A 14,701-nucleotide genomic window follows, 5' to 3' on the forward strand; every position below is an offset into this window, starting at 1 on the left:
CATGACCCGCCGCACGCGCACCCCGTGGGCCACGTCGATCGACCTGGCCTGGCGCTACCTGCGCGGCCGCGGCCTGCGCTCGGCGCTCACCACGCTCGCGGTGGCTCTCGGCGTCATGCTCGTGTTCGGGCTCAACGGCATCTCCCCGGCCCTGATGGAGGCGTTCACCAAGTCGATGATGTCGGCGGCCGGGCGCATCGACGTCACGGTCGGCAGCGCGTTCCGCCAACCCATCGAGGTCGACGTGCTCGACACCGTGCTCCGCACGCCCGGCATTGCCGCGGCCTCCGGCGAGGTGCAACGGCCCGCCCCGCTCACCTCCCGCGCCGGATTGTCGGACGCCCCCGCCATGATCAACGTCGTCGGCATCGACCCGGGCCCGGCCGCCCGGGTCCGCGACCTGCCCGTGGAACAGGGCCGCGCGCTGGCGTCCGGTGACGGCGACGTCGCCGTGCTGTCGTCCGACCTGGCCGAACGCCTCGCGGTGCGGGTCGGCGACGAACTGACACTGCCGAGCGCGTCCGGCACGACGCGGTTGACGATCGTCGGGCTGTTGTCGACCCCGACCGTGCCGGGCCAGGAGCAGCTGTACGTGCCGCTGGCGTCCGCGCAGCGCCTGTTCTCGCTGGGCGACCGGCTGACGGTGGTCGAGGCGTCGCTGGCCCCGGGAGCCGACCGCGCGACGGTCGAGGACGCCCTCCGCCGCCAGCTGGGTGACCGCTACACCGTGGGCGGGCTGAGCTCGAACGGGTCGTTGGTCGCGAGCATGGAGGTCGCCCAGTACGCGTTCACCCTGTTCGGGGTGTTCGCGCTGGCCACGGCGGGGTTCATCATCGCCAACTCCTTCCGGACGGTGATCGCCGAGCGGCGCCGCGACATCGGCATGCTGCGCGCCATCGGGACGCCTCGGAGGGTGATCCGCCGGATGTTCCTGGCCGAGTCGCTCCTCCAGGGCGTGCTCGGCACCGCGCTCGGGCTGGTGCTGGGCTGGCTGCTCGCGGCCGGCGCGTTCGCCGCGATGCGCCCGATCGTGTCCCAGTACATGCGCATGCAGATTGGCCCGCCCGTCTTCGAACCCTGGACGTGGGCGCTCGCCATCGGCCTCGGGCTGCTCGTCACGGTGCTCGCGGCGGTGCTGCCCGCGCGCACGGCGTCCCGCATCGCGCCGCTGGAGGCCATGCGCCCGCCGGTCGCCGAAGTGCACCAGGCGGTGGCCGGACGCCGTGCGCTGGGGGGGGCCGCGCTGGTCATGGTGTCGGTGTTCCTGCTCGCCTCGCGCGTGCCGACCTGGATGGCGGTCGGGTCGGTGGTGTTCCTGGTCGCGATCGCGCTGGTCACCCCCGCGGTCGTGAACCCGCTGGCGTCCGCGTTCGGGTCGGTCGTCGAACTGCTGTTCGCCCGCGAGGGCGCGCTGGCCCGCTCGAACCTGCAGCGCAACCCGGCCCGCTCCGCGGCGACGGTGACGGCAGTGATGCTGGGCCTGGCCTCGATCGTGGCGATGCTGACGGTGGTGGCGTCCATCTTCAGCGGGTTCATGGGCTACATCGACCGCTCCATGGGCTCGGACTACCTGGTCATCCCCGGCTCGATCGTGCTGCAGGAGGGCAACGTCGCGGCCGGACCGCGGCTGGGCGCCGAACTGCGGGCCGTGCCCGGGGTGGCGTCCGTCGCGTCGCTGCGTGTGGCGAACGGCCGCCTCGACGGCCACGACGTGCAGGTGATCGGCATCGACCCGGTCGAGTACCCGAGGGTCGCCTCGCTGGAGTGGAACGGGTCATCGTCGGATGCGGCGTTCGGCCAGCTCGCTCAAGGCCGGTGGCTGATCGCCAACGGCATCTTCGCGTCGCAGGCGGGCCTGCGGACCGGCCAGGCCGTGACGCTGGAGACCCCGAACGAGCGCCGCACCTACGTGGTGGCCGCGGTCGGGAGCGACTACCTGAACGCCAAGCTGTCGACGATCTACGTCTCCCAGGACGTGCTGGCGCGCGACTTCGCGACCACCACCGACCTGATGTTCCTGCTCAACCTGGCCCCCGGCGCGGACGCCTCCGCCGCCGACCGCGCAGTGGCCAAGGTCGTGGACGACTACCCGGCGTTCACCCTGCACTCCACGCAGGAGTGGCGCGCCGAGCAACAGGCCACCTTCAACGGGACACTCGGCATCTTCTACGGCCTCATCGCCGTGCTGGCCCTGCCGTCGCTGCTCGCGCTGATGAACACGCTGGCCATCTCGGTGCTGGCGCGCACCCGCGAGATCGGCATGCTGCGGGCGGTGGGCGCCACCCGGCGCCAGATCCGCCGCATGGTCATGGCCGAGTCGATCCTGCTCACCCTGATCGGCATCGCCTTCGGCGTGGTTTCGGGGCTGTGGCTCGGCTACGCGCTGGTGGTGGCGATGTCGAACGTCGGCTGGGAGATGCCGTGGTCCTTCCCGTTCGACGGCGTGGTCGTCACCATCGCCGTCGGACTGGTCTTCGGCGTGCTGGCGTCGGTGGCGCCCGCCCGTTCGGCCGCTCGTCTCGACGTGGTGGACGCCCTCCACCACGAGTGAGGCCCCTGAGGTGCGAGCGCCAGCGAGCCTGTAAGGCCGCCCCGGCGTCAGCTGCCGGGCTGTACCGTCCAGGCCGGCGGCTCGTCGTTGCCCGACTCCTCGTCGGCCTCGGACTCGGCGAAGGTCTTGTGGATCTTGCCGGCCGCGTGGTGCGACGGGGCGTAGATCGCGTACAGCCGCATGGGCTTCTTGCCGGTGTTGATCACGTCGTGCCACGTGCCGGCGGGGACGAAGATGCACCAGCCGTCGGAAACCTCCTCCGTGAAGGTGACCTCCTCGGCGTTGGGGCCCATGCGGACGTGCCCCTCGCCCGCGTCCAGGCGCAGGAACTGGTCGGTCTCGGGGTGCACCTCGAGACCGATCGACTGCCCCGGCTCGATGGACATCAGGGTCAGCTGCAGGTACTTGCCGGTCCACGCCACCTGGCGGTAGACCTCGTTCTCCCCCGTGGCCTTCTCGAGGTCGAACGAGTTGGGCTTGGGGCCGACGTCGGTGATCTTCACTGTTGTTCTCCTTCGACGAGGTTCGCCCCCGACCCTAGCAACCGGCCCCCTCCGCGCCCATGGGTGTGCATTTCCATGGGGCGCTCCATTGCATCAGCGCGGCGTGTCGCCCCGATCCATCATGGACACGCCGCATGGAAATGCCCACGATGGGGGCGTGCGTCACCAGATCCAGGCACCGTCGGCCGTCGTGATGGTCCGCCCCCACCACTTCACGCCCAACCCGGAGACGGCGGCGGACAACGCCTTCCAGCTTCCCCGCCCGGAGATCAGCGCCGACGCGTTCGAGGCGCGCGCGCTGCGCGAGGTGGACGCGGTCGCCCGCACGCTCATGGAGCACGGCGTCCGCGTGCACGTCTTCGACGACCTCGGACGCGATACGCCCGACTCGGTGTTCCCGAACAACTGGTTCTCCACGCACCACGGCGGCCGCATCGTCATGTACCCCATGGCCGCCCCGAGCCGGCGCGGCGAGCGGCGCGCGGACATCATCGAGCTGCTCAAGCGCGAGTACCGCGTGCAGGAGGTCGTTGACTACTCGGGGCTGGAGCCAGACGGGCTGTTCCTCGAGGGGACGGGCGCGATGATCCTCGACCACCTCGAGCGGGTGGCCTACGTGGGGGCGTCGCAGCGCGCGGACCCGATCATCCTCGAACGGTTCTGCACCCACGTCGGCTACGAGCCCATGGTCTTCGCCAACCGCGACCCCGAGGGCCACGCGATCTATCACACGAACGTGATCATGAGCATCGGCACCGAGTTCGCCCTGCTCTGCACGGAGATCATGACGGACACCGCCCGCCGCGACGAGATCGTCGCCCGCCTGACCCACTCGGGACGCGATGTCATCGCCATCTCGTGGCAGCAGGTGACCGAGTTCGCCGGCAACGGGATGGAGCTGACCGGCACCTCGGGGAGGCTGTTCGCCTGCTCGGCACGCGCGGCGGCGTCCTACACGCCCGAGCAGCGCGCCCGCATCGAGGCATCAGCCACGATCGTGCCGATCGACGTTCCCACGATCGAGCTCGCGGGCGGTTCGGTGCGCTGCATGCTGGCGGGGATCCACCTCTCGCGGCGCTGACGTGGTAACCGAAGGTTCTTCTCGCGCCCCCGACCAAGACGTCCCTGCGTGCCGCGACCCTCGGCATCGCTGCCCTTGCGGCAGCCCCGTGCCGAGCTGACGCGTGTCGTAGCGCCATGTGGACCACACATGGTTGAGCCCGCGCCGCGTCACCCCTAGTCAGCGAGATACGCTCTAGGCGAGGCATCGTGGGTTGTGGTCGAGATGGCGCTACGCCGACGGCAACCCTCGACAGGGACCTCCTCGGGAGCACCCTCGAGCGACCCGACCACGAGGAGCCACAGGGGACGCCCCGAGGCCCGTTAGGCGCGCACGGCCAGGTCGATGAGCCGCGCCGCCGTGCGTGCGGTGCGTCCGTCGACGTCGAAGGACGGATTGAGCTCGGCGACCTCCAGCAGGCCGAGGGTGCCCGAGCCGACCACGGCCCGGACAACCGCCCGGACACAATCCAGCCCGATCCCGAACCCGGCCGGCGCGCTCACTCCGGGCGCAACGGACGCCGGCAGCGCGTCCAGGTCGAGCGTGAGGTGCACGCTGTCGACGCGGGCCACGAACTCCTCGGCGAAGGCACCCGCGGTGGCGGGCGTGCAGTCCTCGTCGAGCAGGACCTCGACGCCCAGCCGCTCGGCGGCGTCGAACAGCACCCGGGTGTTGTTGGCCCGAGAGATCCCGGCGACGGCGTAGGCGAGATCCCGGCCAGCGGACGCCTCATCGGCGGCCATCTGGGCGAAGGGCGTCCCGGACGTGGCGCGGTCGGACGCGCGCAGGTCGAAGTGGGCGTCCACGTTGAGGACGCCCCAGCCCGGGCGCCCGGCCCAACCGAGGTACGAGCCGTAGGCCACGGCGTGCCCACCGCCCAGCACGACGGGCAAGCCACCCGCATCGAGGATGGCGCCGACCACGGCGCCGAGGCGGGCCTGCCCGCCCTCCAGATCCGAGTCAACCACCACGTCGCCCGCGTCGAACACCGGACGGCCGGGATCGCCGAGCGAGGCCAACGCACCCCGCAGCGCAGCGGGACCGGCAGCAGCCCCGACTCGGCCCCCGTTGCGGCGGACACCCTCGTCGGAGGCGAACCCCACCATGACCACCCCTCCCGCCGGCAACGTCGAGCCCGGCACCCAACCCCGCACCACGGAGTGCCACCGGGCGTGCTCGGGCCCGGGGCCGTCGTCGCGCCCCGTCCACGGCACGAACAGACGGTCAGCCACGGCGTCCGTCCTTGAGCACGTCCCGCACGAGCGGCACCCCGGGGCGGTAGGCCAGGTGCAGGTACGAGGGGGCGTCCAGCACGGCGAGGTCGGCGCGGGCGCCGATGCCGAGGTGGCCGACGTCGTCCAGCCGCAGGGCTCGCGCCCCGCCGGCGGTCACCGACCAGAGCGCCTCGGCCGGGGTCATCCGCAGCTCGCGGACGGCCAGCGCCACCACGAGCGGCAGCGACGTCGTGTACGAGGTGCCGGGGTTGCAGTCGGCGCCGAGCGCGACCGTGACGCCGGCGTCCAGCAGGCGGCGGGCGTCCGGGTAGGGGCCGCGCGTGGAGAAGTCGGCCGAGGGCAGCAGGGTGGCCACGGTGTCCGAGCCCGCCAGTGCCGCGACGTCGGCGTCCGTCAGGTGCACGCAGTGGTCGACCGAGGCCGCGCCCAGCTCGACGCCCAGCCGGACGCCCCCGCCGGCGGTCAGCTGGTTGGCGTGCACGCGGACGCCCAGCCCGGCCTGCTTGCCCGCCAACAGAACAGCCCTCGACTGATCGACGTCGAAGGCCCCGCGCTCGCAGAACACGTCGATCCAGCGGGCCGAGGGGGCCGCGGCGGGGATCAGCTCCTCGACCACGAGCCGCACGTAGTCGTCGGCGCGTCCCTCGAACTCGGGCGGGACGACGTGCGCCGCGAGCAGGGTCGCCTCGTCGGTGTGGGCGGAGGCGATGCGCACGGAGCGCTCCTCGTCGCGGACGGTCTGCCCGTAGCCGGACTTCACCTCGAGGGTCGTCGTGCCCTGCCGCCGGTACTCGTCGGCCAGGCGGATGAGGTTGGCCGTCAGGTCGCGGTCGGTGGCGTGCCGGGTGGCGGCCAGCGTCGCGCGGATGCCGCCTGCGGCATAGGGCTCGCCGGCCATGCGGGCGGCGAACTCCTCGGCGCGGTCGCCGGCGAAGACCAGGTGGCTGTGCGACTCCACGAACCCCGGGATGACCGCCGCCCCGCCCACGTCCAGCACGTCGTCGCACGGCTGCGCGCGCGTGCGCGGGCCGACCCACGCGACTCGCCCGTCGGTGACGACGACCGCAGCGTCGCGGATCAGGCCGAGGGGCCCCTCACCCGTCGTCGGGTCGTTGGTGACGAGTTCGCCGATGCGGTCGACCAGGAGCGCCATCACTCCTCCATCATCGGGATCCGCACGCCCCGCTCGCGCGCGACGTCGCGGGCGTGCTCGTAGCCGGCGTCGACGTGGCGCATGACGCCGGTGCCGGGGTCGTTGGTGAGCACCCGCTGGAGCTTCTGCGCGGCCAGTTCCGAACCGTCCGCCACGCACACCTGTCCGGCGTGGATCGAGCGTCCGATGCCGACGCCGCCGCCGTGGTGGATCGACACCCAGGACGCCCCGGAGGCGGTGTTGAGCAGCGCGTTCAGCAGCGGCCAGTCGGCCACGGCGTCCGTGCCGTCGGCCATCGCCTCGGTCTCGCGGTAGGGCGAGGCGACCGAGCCGGAGTCGAGGTGGTCGCGTCCGATCGCGATCGGCCCGATCTCACCGTTCGCGACCATCTCGTTGAACCTCAGGCCGGCGCGGTGGCGTTCGCCGTAGCCGAGCCAGCAGATGCGCGCGGGCAGCCCCTGGAAGTGGACGCGCTCGCCCGCCAGGGTGATCCAGCGGCGGAGGTGCTCGTTCTCGGGGAACAGTTCGAGGATCGCGGCGTCCGTCTTCGCGATGTCCTCGGGGTCGCCCGACAGCGCGGCCCAGCGGAACGGCCCCTTGCCCTCCTCGAACAGCGGCCGGATGTAGGCCGGCACGAAGCCGGGGAACGCGAACGCGTTCTCCAGCCCGCCCTTGCGCGCCTCGTCGCGGATGGAGTTGCCGTAGTCGAACACCTCGGCTCCGGCGTCGGCGAAGCCGATCATCGCCTCGACGTGCCTGGCCATGGACGCCTGCGCCGCGGCCGTGAAGCCGGCCGGGTCGTCGGACGCGTGGCGCTTCATGTCTTCGAAGGGGACGCCGACGGGCAGGTACTGCAGGGGGTCGTGCGCGGAGGTCTGGTCGGTGACGACGTCGACGGTGATGTCGCCGGCGCGGTGGCGCTCCAGCAGCGCCGGGACGACCTCGGCCGCGTTGCCGAGCAGGCCGATCGACAGGGGCGTCCGTGACGCCTTGGCTTCGTTCGCGAGCGCGATCGCGTGGTCGAGGTCGTCGGCGCGCACGTCGAGGTAGCGGTGCTCCAGGCGGCGCTCGATGCGCGAGTCGTCGCACTCGACGCAGAGCGCGACTCCCTCGTTCATGGTCACCGCGAGCGGCTGGGCGCCACCCATGCCGCCGAGGCCGGCGGTGAGGGTGATGGTCCCGGCCAGGGTCCCTGAGCCTGTCGGAGGGCCGAAGCGCTTGCGCGCCACCGCACCGAACGTCTCGTACGTGCCCTGGAGGATGCCCTGGGTGCCGATGTAGATCCACGACCCGGCGGTCATCTGGCCGTACATCATCAGGCCGGCCCGCTCGAGCTCGCGGAAGTGCTCCCAGGTGGCCCAGTCGCCGACGAGGTTGGAGTTGGCGATGAGGACGCGCGGCGCCCACTCGTGCGTCCTGAACACCCCCACCGGCTTGCCGGACTGGACCAGCAATGTCTCGTCGGCGTCCAGCGTTTCCAGGGTGCGGACGATCGCGTCGTAGGCCTCCCACGAGCGCGCGGCCTTGCCGGAGCCCCCGTACACGACGAGCTGCTCGGGGTGCTCGGCGACCTCGGGGTCGAGGTTGTTCATCAGCATCCGCAGGGCGCCCTCCTGCTGCCAGCCGCGGGTGTTGAGGTCGAGGCCCCGAGGGGCGCGGATCGTCTTCGCCATGGCCCCAGATTCGCCTGCGCGGGACCACGCGTCTCCCTCCGCCGAGGGCTTGTCTCGGATTTCAGACAAGCCCTCGGCGGAGGGGGTGCGGGCGTCACCGGTCGGGGACACTCGTCCCCATGCTTGAGGTGTTGGTGGGAACAGGACCGGTCAGCTTCGAGGACGTCGTCGCCGTGGCACGGCACGACGCGCGCGTCACCGTCGCGGCCGAGGCGCTGGACGCCGTGGCCGCCACCCGGCGCCACATCGAGAAACTCGCCGCCGCCGACCGCCCCGTCTACGGCGTCTCGACGGGCTTCGGGGCGCTGGCGACCCAGCACATCCCGTCCGAGAAGCGGGCGCAGTTGCAGGTGTCGCTGATCCGCTCGCACGCGGCCGGCTCGGGCGCCGAGGTGGAGCGCGAAGTCGTCCGGGCGATGATGCTGCTGCGGTTGTCCACGCTGGCGAGCGGTCGCACGGGCGTCCGGCCGGTCGTCGTGGAGACCTACGCCGCCCTGCTGAACGCGGGCATCACCCCGGTCGTGCACGAGTACGGCTCGCTCGGCTGCTCGGGCGACCTGGCGCCGCTGGCGCACTGCGCGCTCGCCGCCATGGGCGAGGGCGAGGTGCGGGACGCCGCGGGCGTGCGTCGCCCTGGCGCCGAAGTGTTGGCCGAGGCCGGGATCGAACCGCTGGTGCTCGCCGAGAAGGAGGGACTGGCGCTCATCAACGGCACCGACGGCATGCTGGGCCAGCTGGTGCTGGCGTGTCACGACCTCGGCGTCCTGCTGGCGACGACCGACGTGATCGCCGCCCTGTCCGTCGAGGGGCTGATGGGCACCGACCGCGTCTTCGCCGAGGACCTGCACGCCATGCGACCCCACCCCGGGCAGGGGCTGTCGGCGGCGACGATGCGCGCGGTGCTGGACGGGTCACCGATCGTGGCACGGCACCGCGACGATCCCGACTGCCCGATCGTCCAGGACGCCTACTCGCTGCGCTGCGCACCCCAGGTCACCGGCGCCGCCCGGGACACCCTGGTGCACGCCATGCTGGTCGCCCAGCGGGAGCTGGCCTCGGTGATCGACAACCCCGTCGTCACGCCCGACGGGCGCGTCGAGTCGAACGGCAACTTCCACGGCGCACCGGTCGCCTACGTGCTGGACTTCCTGGCCATCGCGGTCGCCGACGTCGCCTCCATGTCGGAGCGCCGCACCGACCGGTTCCTCGACCCCAAGCGCAACCACGGGCTGCCGCCGTTCCTCGCCGACGACCCCGGCGTCGACTCCGGCCACATGATCCTGCAGTACATGCAGGCCGGCGTGGTCGCCGAGCTGAAGCGCCTGGCCGTGCCGGCGTCGGCGGACTCGATCCCCAGCTCGGCGATGCAGGAAGACCACGTGTCGCTGGGCTGGCACGCCGCCCGCAAGCTGCGCCGCTCGCTCGACGGGCTCGCGCGCGTGCTGGCCGGCGAGGCCCTGACCGCCGCCCGGGCGCTCGACCTGCGCGGGCTCGGTTCGGCCCCGGCCACGGCGGCGGTGGTGTCGCGGATCCGCGAGGTGGTCCAGGGCCCGGGCACCGACCGATTCCTGTCGCCGGAGATCGAGGCAGCGTTCGCGCTGGTCTCCTCGGGCGCCCTGGTGGACGCCGCGGCGTCCGTCACCGGCCCCCTCCCGCCGCGCCCCTGACCGCGAAAAGCTCCAGGGGGCGTCAGCCACCCAGACGGCGGGACACCTCGGCGGCGCCGGCCAGCAGGCCGGCCACGATGGGTTCCGAATCCCGCGCGGGGACGTGGGCCCGCCACGTGCAGCTCAGCGCCGCGACGGGCTGGGCGTGCAGGTCGAACACCGCCGCTCCCACCGAGCGGAGCCCGGGCGTGACGAGCTCGACCTCCTCCGACCAGCCCCGCTCGCGCTCGGGGGCAAGCTCGGCGAGCAGGTCGGCCAGCCCGCGCGGCCCACGTCCCGTGCGCGACACGAAGTCACCCGGACGCGTGTACAACGCCCGCACGGTGGCGTCCGCCAACCGCGCCAGGATCGCCCGCCCGGTCGCCGTCAGGTGCGCCGGCAGCAGCACCCCGACGGCCGTCACGAGCGACGGCTCATCCCCCGAGGCGGCAACGGGCCCCTCCTTCACCAGGTAGAGCGTCAACGGCCCCCGCAGGATCCCCAGGTGCACCGTGACCCACAACTCCGCAGCCAAACCCCGCATCACTGGGCGCGCCAGCCGCTCCAACCCCTCGTGCGGCGTGTACGCGCTGGTGAGCCCGTACGCCCCGGCCCCCAACACCCAGCCCCGCGACTCCGGCACGTGCAGCGCGAACCCCCGCTCGGCCAGCACCGTCAGGATGTGATACGTCGACGACCGCGGCAGCCCGAGGTCCCGCGCGATGGCGGACGCGCCCACCGGGCCGGCCTGCCGCGACAGGTGCGTCAAGATGTCCAGCGCCCGCCCGACCGCCGGCGACGCGCTCGAACCGGCCACGGCGTCCCGACCGACCCGTCAGCGCATCAGCGCGTGACGCAGCGCGTCCGCCAGGGTGCCCTGGGCGAACCAGAACCCCGACTCCGACAGCTTCTGCGACGCCACCCTTTGGTCGGTGTCGATCATCTGGTCGTAGCCGTCGGCGCCGAGCAGCAGCTTGGGGCCGATGCTCGGCGTCGGCACCGCCGCCGGCCGGTGCAGGACGCGTCCGAGCGTCGTCGCGAACTCCTGGTTCGTGACCGGACGCGGCGCGACCAGGTTCGTCGGGCCCTCCACCACATCAGTGAGGATCGTGTGCAGGTAGGCGCGGACGGTGTCGTCCAGCCCGATCCAGCTCATCCAAGCGTTCGGGGCGCCGAGGCGTCCGCCCAACCCCACCGAGAACAGCGGCACCTGCGGCGCGAGCGCTCCCCCGCCCTCGCTGAGCACGATGCCGGTGCGCAACTGCGCCACCCGGACGCCCGCGTCCGCCGCCGGCTGCGCGGCGGCCTCCCACGCGCGGACGACGCCGGCCAACAAGTCCTGGCCGGGGTCGGACGCCTCGGTCAACAGCTCGCCCGGACGCCGTGCGCCGTAGTACCCGATCGCCGACGCCTGCACGAGCGCGGGCACCCTCGCCGCGGCGACGGCGGACGCCAGCGTGTTCGTCGCGTCCAGTCGCGACGCCAGCACCTTCTCCTTGTGCGCCCGCGTGAACCGCCCGGCGATCGACTCCCCGGACAGGTTGACCACCGCGTCCGCCCCCTCGAGGGCGGCGACGTCGAGGCGGCGTTGCGCCGGGTCCCAGCGCACGGCGTCCGGCTGGCCCTTGGCCGACCCGCGCACGAGCCGCGTCACGGTGTGGCCGCCGGTGGTGAGGAGGGCGCACAACTGCGTGCCGATCAGGCCGGACGCCCCCGCCACGACCACGCGGCGGGGTGGCGCCGCGAGGCGCGTGTGCAGGTCGAGGTCGTCGCGGAGCTGGCGCTCGCGGAACGCGAAGAGCCCGTCGAGCTGCATCTCGACGAGGGCCTGGTCGATGCCTCCCGGGATGCTGACGGGGAGCGCCCACGTGACGCGGTCGGTGATGATCGTCGAGCCCCCGGGGCCGTCGGTGAACGTGTGCTCGTGGCGCCAGGACCTGAACGGCTCGCTCACCTGCTCGTCGACGAACCGCTCGTTCGCGACGAACTCCACGTGCCGCACCAACCACCGGAGGCCGATCGGCGCCCCCTTGCGCATCCCACGCCGGGGGACGTGCGGCAGCAGCCCAGCGACCAGCGGGTGACTGATCAGCAGCTCGGTCTCGGACCCCACCTCGATGCCGTTGGTCAGCGGCTTGAGGGCGGTGGCCATCCCGGGAGGGCTCAGCCGGGCGAACGCGCCCGGCCGGGTGTGCCAGGCGAACACGGTCGCGCGCGGGTACGGGTACCGGCTCACACGCTCGAAGACGGGCATGTCCCCACCCTATGTGCCGGTAGTTGTGCGCGACAGCCCCGGGTTTGTGTGCCGAGAGCCCCGGCGTTGGGCGCCGAGAGCCCCGGGTTTGTGTGCCGACAGCCCCGGGTTTGTGTGCCCAGAGCCCCGGGTTTGTGTGCCGAGAGCCCGACCTTTCGAGGCTCACTGCGGCCACGGTTCACGGACCGATGGCAACCAGGACAACGAATTTGATTAGCACAGGTAATGAGCTAGCCTAACCAATCGTGCCTGATCGTGATTCCCTCCAGACCCTCGCCAGTGATGTCCGCCTGGCGTGCCAGCACGTGAGCCGTCGGGTGCGGTACGACAACTGCCACGAGATCCCGCCGCACCAGTTCAGCGTGCTGGCCAAGCTCTCCAACGGCGCCAAGACCCCCGGCGAGCTCGCTCGCATCGAGGAGGTCAGCGCCCCCAGCATGACCCGCACCGTCAATGGACTCGTCGAGCAGGGCCTCGTCGCCCGCAGCGCCGACCCCAACGACGGACGCCGCCAGCACCTCGAGCTGACCCCGTCCGGCCGCGAGATGATCGAGCGCACCCGCGCCTCCCGCGACGACTGGATGGTGCAGCGCCTCCAGGGCCTCTCCACCGACGAGCTCCGCGTCCTGCGCGAGGCGACCGACATCCTGCAGCGGGTGATCCACGTATGAGCACCTCCACGAGCGCCCCCGCGCGGACGTCCACGTTCGCGTCCCTCAAGGTGCGCAACTACAAGCTCTTCTTCTACGGCGGACTGCTGTCCAACACCGGCACCTGGATGGGCCGCGTCGCCCAGACCTGGCTCGTCCTCACGATCCTGACCGACAACTCCGCCACCGCCGTCGGCTACCTCGCCGCGCTGCAGTTCCTGCCCATGGCGCTGCTCGGCCCGTGGGGCGGCGCGGTCGCCGACCGGTTCCCCAAGCGCACCATCCTCATCTGGACGCAGGTCTTCCTCTTCATCAACGCCGGCATCCTCGCGCTGCTGGTCCTCACGAACACGACCGAGTTGTGGCACGTGTACGCGCTGGCCCTGATGCTGGGTGCGATCTCCGCGGTCGACAACCCGACCCGGCAGGCGTTCGCGTCCGAGATGGTCGGGCCGGACCTGCTCCCCAACGCGGTCGGCCTCAACTCGGCGTCCTTCAACGGCGCCCGCCTCGTCGGGCCCGCGCTGGCCGGCGTCCTCATCGCCCTGTGGGGGGTCGGCCCCGCGATGGTCATCAACGCGGTCAGCTTCCTGCCGGTGATCATCGCTCTCGTCGCGATGAACCCCGCCGAACTCACCCCGGCTCCCCTGCGGCGCGGACGCGGTGCGGTGCGCGAGGGCCTCCGGTACGTGGCCGGACGCCCCGATATCCAGCTGATCATGTTCATCGTGTTCATGCTGGGCACCTTCGGGATGAACTTCCAGATCACCAACGCCCTCATGGCCACCGAGGTCTACGACGTCGGGGCGGATGCCTACGGCGCCCTCGGGTCGATCATGGCGATCGGGTCGCTGTCGGCGGCGCTGATGGCGGCGCGCCGGCCCAGACCGCGCCTCAGCATGCTGCTGGGGGCGCTGGGCGGGTTCGCCGTCTCCACGACGCTGCTGGCCCTGGCGCCCACCTACCTGACGTTCGCGATCATGCTGGTGCCCGTCGGCCTCACGGCCCTCACCGTGATGACCACCGCGAACGCGTCGGTGCAGCTCACCACCGAGCCCGCCGTGCGCGGCCGGGTGATGGCGCTCTACATGACGATCTTCCTCGGCGGGACGCCGCTGGGCTCCCCCGTCATCGGTTGGATCGGGGACGCCTGGGGCGCCCGTTGGACGCTCCTCATCGGCGGCATCGCCACCGGCATCGCCTTCGCCGTCGGCATGTTCTACGCCCTCCGCAACAACGACTGGCGCCTGCCGTCGTGGCGCGAGCTGCGCGGCTACCCCGACCCCGTGCCGCTGGATGCCGACGAGGCCCCGGCGCGCTGACATGTCCGCCCGTGGCCTCACCTGAGGCCGCGGCACAGCGCAGCTCGGGCCGTGACGACAGCCCGGATGGTCTCCTTCACCCGCTCCTCGGTGGCGAAGATGCTAACCGCGTCGAACCGCACCACCTGCCACCCCATGGCGGCCAGCCGAGCGTCATGGGCCCGGTCTGCCACGAAGGCCGCCCGGGTTCCGTGGAACTCCCAACCGTCCACCTCGAAGGCGAGCATGAGGTCGGGCAGCGCGTAGTCGAGGAAGCGGATGGTTCCGTCGGGCAGCGCGATCCGGTAGTTGGTGTGGTGCCGGTACGGCAGGTCGAGTTCGCGGTTGTAACGCTGGAAGTACCGCTCGGCCTCGGACCATGGCTCGTCACGGGAGTCCTCGAGGAGCTGCCGCCTCAGGATGTCGCCCCTGCGGCGCGGCAGGCCGGCGAAGACATCCTGTAGTTGGGTCAGGGTGACCGCTCGGCGCCGGAGCGCCTCGTCGATCACTGAACCTCCCAGCGAGGGCAGAAGGTCGAGCACTGTCAGCGGTGCCTCCGTGAATCTCACGTCACCGCGATCCACCGTGAGGTCGATGGGGATGCTCCGCCGACACCAGGTGATGCCGTCACCATCGGGGCGCCTGCCCGACGCCGCAAGTTCAACCGTGCTCGCA

12 protein-coding genes are annotated in these 14,701 nt (G+C 72.1%); 5 read left to right on the plus strand and 7 right to left on the minus strand.

Annotation, left to right across the window (positions count from 1 at the left end; all coding sequences use genetic code 11):
- The first annotated feature begins 1 nt into the window (after position 1).
- Entirely contained in the window at positions 2-2,551 is a 2,550-nt protein-coding gene (locus ET989_RS05290; RefSeq protein WP_131167521.1) for an ABC transporter permease, read from the plus strand.
- A 47-nt stretch (positions 2,552-2,598) separates the two neighbouring features.
- Here the strand turns inward: ET989_RS05290 and ET989_RS05295 are convergent, their stop codons facing one another.
- Positions 2,599-3,054 (minus strand): cupin domain-containing protein, encoded by a 456-nt coding sequence (locus ET989_RS05295; RefSeq protein WP_131167522.1) that lies wholly within the window; start codon positions 3,052-3,054, stop codon positions 2,599-2,601.
- 157 nt (positions 3,055-3,211) lie between these two features.
- On the opposite strand from ET989_RS05295, the gene ctlX reads away from it, so the two are divergent.
- On the plus strand, positions 3,212-4,135 hold the full coding sequence (gene ctlX / locus ET989_RS05300) for a citrulline utilization hydrolase CtlX (RefSeq protein WP_206662237.1): 924 nt from the start codon (positions 3,212-3,214) through the stop codon (positions 4,133-4,135).
- A 302-nt stretch (positions 4,136-4,437) separates the two neighbouring features.
- Here the strand turns inward: ctlX and hutG are convergent, their stop codons facing one another.
- From hutG to hutU, 3 genes are read right to left on the minus strand one after another with little or no spacing between them, the layout of a single operon-like run.
- Positions 4,438-5,346, minus strand: a complete 909-nt coding sequence (hutG, locus tag ET989_RS05305) for a formimidoylglutamase (protein ID WP_131167524.1) — start codon at positions 5,344-5,346, stop codon at positions 4,438-4,440.
- Positions 5,339-6,502, minus strand: coding sequence for an imidazolonepropionase (gene hutI / locus ET989_RS05310; protein WP_131167660.1), 1,164 nt, complete (start codon positions 6,500-6,502; stop codon positions 5,339-5,341). Before hutI ends, hutG begins: the two co-directional genes overlap by 8 nt.
- Positions 6,502-8,175, minus strand: a complete 1,674-nt coding sequence (gene hutU, locus ET989_RS05315) for a urocanate hydratase (protein ID WP_131167525.1) — start codon at positions 8,173-8,175, stop codon at positions 6,502-6,504. The genes hutI and hutU overlap by 1 nt, the downstream gene beginning before the upstream one ends.
- Before the next feature lie 119 nt (positions 8,176-8,294).
- On the opposite strand from hutU, the gene hutH reads away from it, so the two are divergent.
- Entirely contained in the window at positions 8,295-9,842 is a 1,548-nt protein-coding gene (gene hutH / locus ET989_RS05320) for a histidine ammonia-lyase (protein WP_131167526.1), read from the plus strand.
- A 22-nt stretch (positions 9,843-9,864) separates the two neighbouring features.
- Here the strand turns inward: hutH and ET989_RS05325 are convergent, their stop codons facing one another.
- The gene (locus ET989_RS05325) at positions 9,865-10,638 is read right to left on the minus strand and encodes an IclR family transcriptional regulator (RefSeq protein WP_131167527.1); all 774 of its coding nucleotides are present in this window, start codon (positions 10,636-10,638) and stop codon (positions 9,865-9,867) included.
- 18 nt (positions 10,639-10,656) lie between these two features.
- A complete protein-coding gene (locus tag ET989_RS05330) occupies positions 10,657-12,075 on the minus strand; it encodes a TIGR01777 family oxidoreductase (protein ID WP_131167528.1) in 1,419 nt (472 codons plus the stop codon).
- Between the two features lie 245 nt (positions 12,076-12,320).
- Between ET989_RS05330 and ET989_RS05335 the strand changes: the two genes are divergently transcribed.
- Both ET989_RS05335 and ET989_RS05340 read left to right on the plus strand, forming a co-directional pair.
- Complete coding sequence (locus ET989_RS05335; RefSeq protein WP_206662238.1) at positions 12,321-12,746, plus strand: MarR family winged helix-turn-helix transcriptional regulator; 426 nt, start codon at positions 12,321-12,323, stop codon at positions 12,744-12,746.
- Positions 12,743-14,047 carry an MFS transporter gene (locus ET989_RS05340; protein WP_131167530.1) on the plus strand — a complete coding sequence of 435 codons (1,305 nt, stop codon included), beginning with the start codon at positions 12,743-12,745 and terminating at the stop codon, positions 14,045-14,047. Before ET989_RS05335 ends, ET989_RS05340 begins: the two co-directional genes overlap by 4 nt.
- Positions 14,048-14,064: 17 nt before the next feature.
- Here the strand turns inward: ET989_RS05340 and ET989_RS05345 are convergent, their stop codons facing one another.
- A complete protein-coding gene (locus tag ET989_RS05345; protein WP_165490046.1) occupies positions 14,065-14,595 on the minus strand; it encodes an endonuclease domain-containing protein in 531 nt (176 codons plus the stop codon).
- Between the last annotated feature and the right edge of the window lie 106 nt (positions 14,596-14,701).

The organism is Propioniciclava sinopodophylli, assembly GCF_004324755.1.
In the GTDB taxonomy this organism is placed as follows: domain Bacteria; phylum Actinomycetota; class Actinomycetes; order Propionibacteriales; family Propionibacteriaceae; genus Propioniciclava; species Propioniciclava sinopodophylli.